Origin of the sequence: Curtobacterium sp. VKM Ac-2922, from assembly GCF_022815645.1 — a bacterium.
Lineage (GTDB): Bacteria > Actinomycetota > Actinomycetes > Actinomycetales > Microbacteriaceae > Curtobacterium.
The window spans coordinates 123,704-131,959 of record NZ_JALGRO010000013.1 but is presented as its reverse complement, the minus strand read 5'-3'; the positions used below and the strand labels follow the sequence as shown (position 1 = coordinate 131,959).

The window sequence follows — 8,256 nt, the reverse complement described above, 5'->3', positions numbered from 1 at the left end:
AAGGCGTCGGCCGCGGCCTGCCGGCCCTGCTTGTAGGCGGGCAGGATCGCGATCTCGGGGCGGATGTGCACGGGCTGCGCACCGCGCCTCCCGTCCGACGGCGGCCGGCTGCAGGGCACCGGCCACTGTGCAGACGCTCAGCGCGGCGCATCGAGGTGCTTGCTAGCGTTTCGTCAGACGATCGTCCAGCGAAACGTCACGAGCCCTGACGAGAGGACCCGCCCATGGCGACGACCTGGCCCATCACCGCAAGCGAGCACGGGTGCCTCGACGCGACGGAGTCCCGGTGACCCCCGAGACGGTCGCGGTCGCACGCTTCGCCGACGACCGCTGGCACGTCCGCAGCGTCGAGTACCCGCAGGTGGCGTTCGAGTCGATCTGGCTGGACCAGGCACTGCAACAGGTCACCGATGCGCTCGGGCGGTACTGCGATCCCCGCACCGCGGTGGCCTACGAGGTCGAGGGCATGTGCGGCGACGCCGAGTTCCGGCTCGCGCGCACCGTCACGGGGCTGGTCCGGACGGCGCGGGAACACCTGCGCGCCCTGGAGGGCATCGGCCGGCCGCTCGAACGCGAGCTGCTGCAGCAGCTCGCCGAACACCGGATGCTGCCGAGCGAGGTCGCGACGATGCTCGACGTCGACCTGGCGTCGGCGGAGCGGGTCATGGGGACGGAGGGTGAGTCGCGGATCGCGCGCAGCATCCTCACCCGGGCGCGAACGGCGCCGACCGGAGCTACTCCTGCCGCTCCGCCGCTCCCAGAGCCCGCTTGAGCGCACGCGCCTGCGCGAGCCAGAACGCCCGCGAGACGCCGGCCTTCGGGAAGATCGCGTCGAAGCCGTGGAACGCGCCGGGGACGACCTCGAGCGTGCAGTCGACCCCCGCCGCACGCAGCCGCTCGGCGTAGTCGACGTCCTCGTCGTGGAACAGGTCGTTCGCGCCGACCCCGATCCACGCCGGGGGGAGCCCGCCGAGGTCGGTGCGGCGGGCCGGAGCCGCGTACTCCGACACGTCCGGGCTGCCGGGTTCGGTGCCGAGGTACGACGTCCAGCCGTACCGGTTGCTGCCCGGCATCCAGACGTGCACGTTGCTGGTGTCCATGTCGGTCCGCAGCACCGTGCGGTCGTCCAGCATCGGGTAGACCAGCAGCTGGAACACCGGCACCGGACCCGGACGGTCGGCCGCCAGCAGCGTCGCCGCCGCGGCCAGGCCGCCACCGGCGCTCGCCCCGCCGATCGCGATCCGGCCCGGGTCGACGCCCAGTCGCTCCGCACGCTCGGTCAGCGCGACGAAGGCGCTGTACACGTCCTCGACGGCCGCCGGCGCGACCGCGTCCGGCGCCAACCGGTACCGCACCGCCGCCACGGCGATCCCGAGGCTCCGGACGAACGCCGCGTTCGCCCGGTCGTCCTGCTCCGGGGTGCCCGAGATGAGCCCGCCGCCGTGCACCCACAGCAGCAGCGGGGTCGGGCCGTCGGCAAGGGTCGGACGGAGCAGGCAGACCGCGACGTCCGGGTTGCCCTCGGTGCCCGGCAGGTGCAGTTCGGTCGCCGTGACCTCGGGCCCCAGGTCGGCCGGCCGCGGCTTCACCCGGCGGACGAGCCTGGTCAGGCGCGGACCCCAGGAGAACCCGGGCAGGAAGCGGATCGCACGCAGGTCGGGGTGGGTGGGGGTCATCGTGGGCTCCTCGGTGCGCCGTCTGCCGGTCCGGTTCCGCCGGTGTGCCGAACGTACTCGTCGACCAGCGCGAGTTCCGTGGCGGTCAAGGGCTCGAACACGCCCTCCGCCCACCGCAGGTCGTCCTCGGTCAGGGGCGCGGACCCAGGCGCGGCGTCGGCGTTGCGGTGACGCAGCCGCTCCCACAGCGTGTCGTGATCGACGTCGAACACGTGGAAGCGGATGCGGGCCCCGCACGCTCGGGCATCCGCGAACTTCTGCTGCCGCTCGGCCGCGGTCCACAGCCCGTCCTCCAGGACGACGTCCACGCCCGCGCGCAACAGGGTCAGCGCGTGCCGGTACAGGACGACCTGCAGGGCCTCGTGGAAGTCGGCGTCCGCGTGCGGGATGCCGATCGCCGCCTGCCACTCGTCCGTCGCGATCCGGACGCCCACGCCGGCTGCCTCGAGCCGACGCGCCAGCGTGGTCTTGCCCGCGCCGGGCAGCCCACAGAACAGCGTGAGCGTCGGGGTCCGGGGCGCGGCGCTCGTGGCGAGGGTCATGCGCGCACTCTGCCACGGGAGCCCGTGCGAGGATCGGCGCATGAGGGGACCGAAACGATGACCCGGCACATGGTGGCCCTGGGCAGCTCGTTCGCCGCCGGGCCGGGGCTCGCGCCCGTGGTCGACCGGCTGGCCGGGCGCTCCGGCGAGAACGCGTCGCACCAGATCGCCCGCGCGCTCGGAGCACGCCTGACGGATGCGTCGGTCAGCGGCGCGACCACCGACACGATCCTGCACACGGCACAGCGCGTCGGCCCCAAGCGCTTCCCGCCCCAGATCACCGCGATCCAGCCGGGTTCGGACGCGGACCTCGTCACGATCACCGCGGGCGGCAACGACCTGCGGTACGTCGGGTCCCTGTCGGCGGCGGCATGGGGGAGCTGGCTCGCCGCTCGCCCTCTGACCCGCGCGCTCGGACGGCGGCTGCAGCGGACGGCCACGCAGGAACCGCCGACGCAGCACGACGTCGACGCCGCAGCCGACGGTCTGGCCGCGATCGTCCGCGCGGTCCGCGACCGTGCACCTGCGGCGCGGGTCCTGCTGGTCGACTACCTGACGATCATCGGCACCGAGACGACACGGTCGCGGCTGGCTCCGTTCTCCGACGACCAGATGACCGCGTTCCGCCGCATCGCCGACCAGCTGCGTGACGCCTTCACCACGGCAGCAGCCCGGTCGGGCGCCGAGCTCGTCGACGTCGCCGCGTTCAGGGACCAGCACGCCGTCGGGTCCGTGGACCCGTGGGTGCAGGGCTTCACCGCGTTCCGGAAGGGTGACGCGGCGCTGTTCCACCCGACCCCGGCGGGCATGCGGGCCGTGCGCGACGCCGTGCTCGCCCACCTCGGCGCATGAGCGACCCCGTCGTGCCGCGGCTGGTCGGCCTCGGCGTGGTGCTCCGCCCGTTCCGCGCTGCCGACGCGGCCATGGCGGTGCAGTTGTCCCGTGACCCGTACGTGCCGCTGACGGGCTCGCTGCGCGCGCACGCCGACCTGCGGCAGGCCGGGCAGTGGGTGCAACGACAGCAGGGGCGTCTGGCCGAGGGGACCGGGTACTCGTTCGCCATCGCCGACCCCGCTGACGACCGCGCACTCGGGCAGATCGGCCTGTGGCTCGCCGGCCTGGACGACGGCCGACTCACTGCGGGCTACGCGCTCGCACCGTCGGCCCGAGGCGCGGGCCGGGGCGCCGCGGCGCTCACCGCGCTCACCACGTTCGCCTGGACGATCCCCGCGGCACACCGCGTCGAGCTGTTCATCGAGCCGTGGAACGCGGCATCGATCCGCACGGCCGAGCACGCCGGCTACGTCCGCGAGGGTCTGCTCCGGAGTCACCAGGTGATCGGCGGGCACCGCAGGGACATGGAGCTGTTCGCCGCGATCCGTCCGACGGAGCCCACCCCGACAGCGCCGAGGACGCCGTAGTGTCATCCGAGACGTTCCACGTACCCGAGGGACTCGTCCGCGCCACGACCGACCGCGAAGGGGCGACCGGGAACGCGTGGCTCGCCGAGCTGCCCGCGATCGTCGCTCGGCTGCTCGACGCGTGGGACTGCGAGGCCGACGGCACTCCGGCACACGGCGAGGTCGCGCTCGTCCTGCCCGTCCGACGTGGCGCCGAGCCGGCAGCGCTCAAGGTCTCGTTCCCGCACCCCGGCAACCGCAGCGAACCCCACGCGCTCCGCACCTTCGACGGCCGCGGCGCCGTCCGGCTGCACGAAGCCGACGACGACGTGTGCGGCATGTTGCTGGAACGCGCCGGCCCCGAGACACTCGCGTCCGTCGCCTCGGCCGACCAGGCGATCGAGATCCAGGGTGACCTGGCGCGACGGCTCGCCGTGCCCGCGCCACCGACCGCGCCGGCGCTCGCCGACACCACGGACGGCTGGCTCGACGAGCTCGACCGGCAGACCGCCGCGCTGCCGGGTGTTGTTCCGGACGCGGCGCTCGATCGTGCTCGCGACACCATCCGTGCGCTCGCGTCGGACACGACCACGACGATGCTGCACGGCGACCTGCACGTCGGCAACGTGCTGCGCGCCGACCGCGAGCCGTGGTTGGCGATCCACCCGAAGGGCTGGCGGGGGACGGCCGCCTACGACGCCTTCACGGTCGTGGCCGTGCGTGCGGGCGACCTGCTCGAGACCGCGGACCCCGAGCGCGCCTTCGTCGACCGGGTCCGGCGCTTCGCGGACGCGGCGGGTGTCGACCTCGAGCTGGCACTCGCGTGCGTGCAGGCCCGGGCGACCAGTTCGTTGCTGTACGAGCGGCTGCACCGGGGGTCGTGGTTCGCGATGCTCGAGCGCCTGGTGCAGCTGGGCGCGTGAGCGCCGTCGGTCACCGCCGGTCCACGTCGGGCGCGTCCGGGTCGAGCGACCGGAGCAGCTCGGTGAACGCGGCGTCCGCTCGGTCCAGGTCGCCCGTCGCTTCGACGTCCGTCATCAGCCCGCGGATCACCGCCAGCACCAGGGTCGCCGAACCGGCACGGCCGATGCTGGCCAGGCCGGTGTCGAGCGGCCCCAACCAGTCGGTCGTCGCCTGACGCCGGAACCCCGGCCAGAGCGACCGCTCGGACTGCTGCCGCAGCTGCGAGAACATCCGCAGGAACGGCGCCCCGTCCGGCCCCGTCATGGCGACCCACGCCCGGCCGAGTGTCGCCGGGTAGGGCTCGTCGGGCCGCAGCTGCAGCAGCCCGCCCCAGCGGTCGAGGTGGCGTTGGCGGGCGCGGCGCAGGACGGCGAGCAGCAGCGCGTCGCGGGTGCCGAAGTGGTACAGCAGCATGCGCGCCGAGGTGCCGGTCGCCCGGACGAAGGGCGCGAGCCGGTCGGGCAGCCCGTGCTCGAGCGCGTGGTCGGTGCACCGCTCGAGCAGCTGCTCCGCGATCGCCGGCTGGGGGTGTCGTCCCATGCCGGCATCGTCGCACGTTCTCGCCAATTCACGTAACGATCGTTACATGTACCGTGGAACGGACATCGCTGTCGAACCGGGAGGAACACATGGACGTCGTCTTCGTGCACGGGGCACTGGTCCGAGACGGGTCGTGGTGGTGGCAGTCGACCGCCGACCTGCTGCAGCGGCGGACGGGCATCCGCAGCCACGCGGTCGCCCTGCCGTCCTGCGGTGAGATCGACGGCGCACCGCCAGCCGACGGGCTCGCCGCCGATGCCGCCGCACTCCGCCACGTGCTCGACCAGCTCGACCAGGCCGTCGTCGTCGGGCACTCCTACGGCGGCACCGTCATCGCCCAGGCCGGCCACCACCCGTCCGTCGCACACCTGCTGTTCGTGTCGTCGTACCTGCCCGACGTCGGGCAGCCGCAGGGCGGGATCATGAGCGACGAGCCGGACCCGGTCGCCGTCGCCGAGGTCCGCCCCGGCATGCTCGGCGTCACCGGCTACGACGCCGGCTCGTTCGGCGCGCGGTTCCTGCAGGACGCGGACCCGGCGACGCAGCAGGCGGCATGGAGCCGGGTCACCGAGCAGGCCGTCGGGGCGTTCGCGACGCCGACCACGGCGGCCGGGTGGCAGGGCGTCGACTCGACGTACCTGGTGTGCACCGAGGACCGCAGCACCACGCTCGGCCTGCAGCGCCACCACGCGGCGCGGGCGACGCGCAGCGTCGACCTGCCGACGGGGCACCACCCGTTCATCACGCGACCCGACCTGGTCGCGGACGCGATCGAGCAGTTCGTCACCACGACATGACGGGAGGCCGGGTGCCCGCGGGCCCCGGGCCTCCCGTCCGATCTGTGCTCGCGACTACGCCGCCATCGGTCCGTACCGACGGTGGCCCTTGACGTCGTACCGGTCGAGCATCATGACCTTGTCCCACACGCGGACGAAGTCCGCGACGAACCGCTGCTGGCCGTCGCTGCCCGCGTAGGCGTCGACGACCGAGCGCAGCTGCGCGTTCGAGCCGAACACCAGGTCGTTACGGGTCGCCGTGAATCGGTGCTCGCCCGTGGCCTGCACGGTGCCCGCGAAGGTCGACTCGGTGTCGTCGGTCTTCGTCCAGACCAGGTCGGTGTCGGTCAGGTGCACGAAGAAGTCCGTGGTGAGCACCCCGACGCGGTCCGTGAAGACGCCCGCGTCCGAGCCGTCCCAGTTCGCCCCGAGCACCCGCAGACCGCCCGTCAACACGGTCCACTCGGGCGCCGTCAGCGTCATGAGGTTCGCCTTGTCGAGGAACGTGGCCTCGGGGGCGACCCCGGGCGCGAACTCGGCGAAACGGTCCGAGACGAAGTTGCGGAACCCGTCGGCCACCGGGCGCAGCCACTCGAACATCTCGATGTCCGTCAGCTCCTGCGTGGTGTCGACGCGACCGGGCGTGAACGGCACGGTCGTGTCGGAGCCCGCCGCGCGCGCTGCCTGCTCGACCGCGGCGCAGCCGGCCAGCACGACCAGGTCGGCCAGCGAGACGTGCTTGCCGGACGTGCTGGCGAAGTCCGCCTGCACGGTGCGCAGGGCCTGTACCACGGGGACGGTCCGCCGGTTGACGGCCCAGTCCTTCTGCGGTGACAGCGCGATCCGGCCGCCGTTCGCCCCGCCGCGCTTGTCGCTGTCGCGGTAGGTCGACGCCGCGGAGAACGCGGTGAACACCAGGTCGGACACGGACTGCCCGGACGCCAGGACCGCCTGCTTGAGCGCCTGGACGTCGGCGTCGTCGAGCGGGGTGCCCTCGGCCTCGGGCAGCGGGTCCTGCCAGAGCAGGTCGTCCGCGATCGTCACCTCGGGGCCCAGGTACCGGTGCTTCGGACCCATGTCACGGTGGGTCAGCTTGTACCAGGCCTTCGAGAACGCCGTCGTGAACAGGTCGAAGTCGGCCAGGAACCGCTCGCAGACCTCGCGGTACGCCGGGTCGACCTTGAGCGCGATGTCCGACGTCATCATCATCAGCGGGTTCATCTGCCCAGGCACGTGGGCATCCGGGGTCTTCGGCGCGTCGGGGTCCGTCGGGGTCCACTGCAGGGCACCGGCCGGGCTCTTCGTCTGCTCGAAGTCGTAGCGGAACAGGTTCTCCAGGTAGGTGTTGTCCCACTGGGTCGGGTTCGGCGTCCAGCTGCCCTCGATGCCGTTCGTCGACGTGTACTCGGCGTTGCCCGTGCCGACCGGGTTGTGCCAGCCCAGACCCATCGACTCGATCGGCGCGGTCTCCGGCGACGGACCGATGTCCGACGCGGGGACCTGCCCGTGGCTCTTGCCGAACGCGTGGCCACCGGCGATCAGCGCGACGGTCTCCTCGTCGTTCATCGCCATCCGCGAGAACGTGATCCGGATGTCGCGCGCCGAGCCCATCGGGTCGCCGTTGGCGTACGGGCCCTCGGGGTTGACGTAGATGAGCGCCTGGTGCGACGCGGCGAGCGGGCTCTGCAGGTCGTAGTCCGCGTCGCCGTTCTGCCCGGTCCACCGCTCGTCACGGCTGACCATCTCGTCCGGGGTGTGCGCCTGGTGCGGGTCCCACACCTCGGGGCCCCACCACGTGCCGTCGTCGGGCTCCCAGGCGTCGAGTCGGCCCCCACCGAACCCGTACGTCGGCAGGCCCATCAGCTCGAGCGAGCAGTTGCCCGTCAGGACCATCAGGTCCGCCCAGCTCAGCGCGTTGCCGTACTTGTGCTTGATCGGCTGCAGCAGGCGTCGGGACTTGTCGGTGTTGCCGTTGTCCCACCAGCTGCCGATCGGCGCGAACCGCTGCATGGCGGTCCCCGCGCCGCCGCGGCCGTCCGCGATGCGGTAGGTGCCCGCGGCGTGCCACGCCATCCGGATCATCTGCGGGCCGTAGTTGCCGTAGTCCGCCGGCCACCAGTCGACCGAGGTCGTCAGCAGCTGCTTGATGTCGGCCTTCAGCGCGTCGAGGTCGATCGTCGCGAAGGCGGCGGCGTAGTCGAAGTCGGCGCCGAGTGGGTCGGCGTCGATGCCGTTGCGGTGCAGCAACTCGACGCGGAGTCGCTGCGGGTACCAGTCGGACAGGGTCGGGGACTGCCCGAACGTGCCGCCCTGGTGGTCACCGCCCGCGGGCAGTGCACCCCCCATGTGGAAACTGCAG

Annotated in this window: 9 protein-coding genes; 5 read left to right on the top strand and 4 right to left on the bottom strand. The window is 72.9% G+C overall.

The window, feature by feature from the left end; all coding sequences use genetic code 11:
• The first annotated feature begins 286 nt into the window (after positions 1 to 286).
• On the top strand, positions 287 to 772 hold the full coding sequence (locus MT346_RS15290; RefSeq protein WP_243563955.1) for a hypothetical protein: 486 nt from the start codon (positions 287 to 289) through the stop codon (positions 770 to 772).
• Here MT346_RS15290 and MT346_RS15285 read toward each other — a convergent pair.
• The gene (locus MT346_RS15285; RefSeq protein ID WP_243563954.1) at positions 735 to 1,676 is read right to left on the bottom strand and encodes an alpha/beta hydrolase; all 942 of its coding nucleotides are present in this window, start codon (positions 1,674 to 1,676) and stop codon (positions 735 to 737) included. The genes MT346_RS15290 and MT346_RS15285 overlap by 38 nt on opposite strands.
• Positions 1,673 to 2,218, bottom strand: coding sequence for an ATP-binding protein (locus MT346_RS15280; RefSeq protein ID WP_243563953.1), 546 nt, complete (start codon positions 2,216 to 2,218; stop codon positions 1,673 to 1,675). The genes MT346_RS15285 and MT346_RS15280 overlap by 4 nt, the downstream gene beginning before the upstream one ends.
• Positions 2,219 to 2,275: 57 nt before the next feature.
• Here MT346_RS15280 and MT346_RS15275 point away from each other — a divergent pair, with 57 nt between their 5' ends.
• The 3 genes from MT346_RS15275 to MT346_RS15265 are packed head-to-tail and all read left to right on the top strand — an operon-like array spanning position 2,276 to position 4,541.
• Positions 2,276 to 3,070: an SGNH/GDSL hydrolase family protein gene (locus MT346_RS15275; RefSeq protein WP_243563952.1), complete on the top strand. Its 795-nt coding sequence runs from the start codon at positions 2,276 to 2,278 to the stop codon at positions 3,068 to 3,070.
• Positions 3,067 to 3,639 carry a GNAT family N-acetyltransferase gene (locus MT346_RS15270; RefSeq protein ID WP_243563951.1) on the top strand — a complete coding sequence of 191 codons (573 nt, stop codon included), beginning with the start codon at positions 3,067 to 3,069 and terminating at the stop codon, positions 3,637 to 3,639. Before MT346_RS15275 ends, MT346_RS15270 begins: the two co-directional genes overlap by 4 nt.
• Positions 3,639 to 4,541, top strand: coding sequence for an aminoglycoside phosphotransferase family protein (locus MT346_RS15265; RefSeq protein ID WP_243563950.1), 903 nt, complete (start codon positions 3,639 to 3,641; stop codon positions 4,539 to 4,541). Before MT346_RS15270 ends, MT346_RS15265 begins: the two co-directional genes overlap by 1 nt.
• Positions 4,542 to 4,551: 10 nt before the next feature.
• On the opposite strand, the gene MT346_RS15260 is transcribed toward MT346_RS15265, so the two are convergent.
• The gene (locus MT346_RS15260) at positions 4,552 to 5,121 is read right to left on the bottom strand and encodes a TetR/AcrR family transcriptional regulator (protein ID WP_243563949.1); all 570 of its coding nucleotides are present in this window, start codon (positions 5,119 to 5,121) and stop codon (positions 4,552 to 4,554) included.
• A gap of 89 nt (positions 5,122 to 5,210) precedes the next feature.
• On the opposite strand from MT346_RS15260, the gene MT346_RS15255 reads away from it, so the two are divergent.
• A complete protein-coding gene (locus tag MT346_RS15255) occupies positions 5,211 to 5,918 on the top strand; it encodes an alpha/beta hydrolase (RefSeq protein WP_243563948.1) in 708 nt (235 codons plus the stop codon).
• A gap of 54 nt (positions 5,919 to 5,972) precedes the next feature.
• Here MT346_RS15255 and katG read toward each other — a convergent pair whose 3' ends face one another.
• Entirely contained in the window at positions 5,973 to 8,243 is a 2,271-nt protein-coding gene (katG, locus tag MT346_RS15250; RefSeq protein WP_243563947.1) for a catalase/peroxidase HPI, read from the bottom strand.
• Positions 8,244 to 8,256 lie beyond the last annotated feature (13 nt).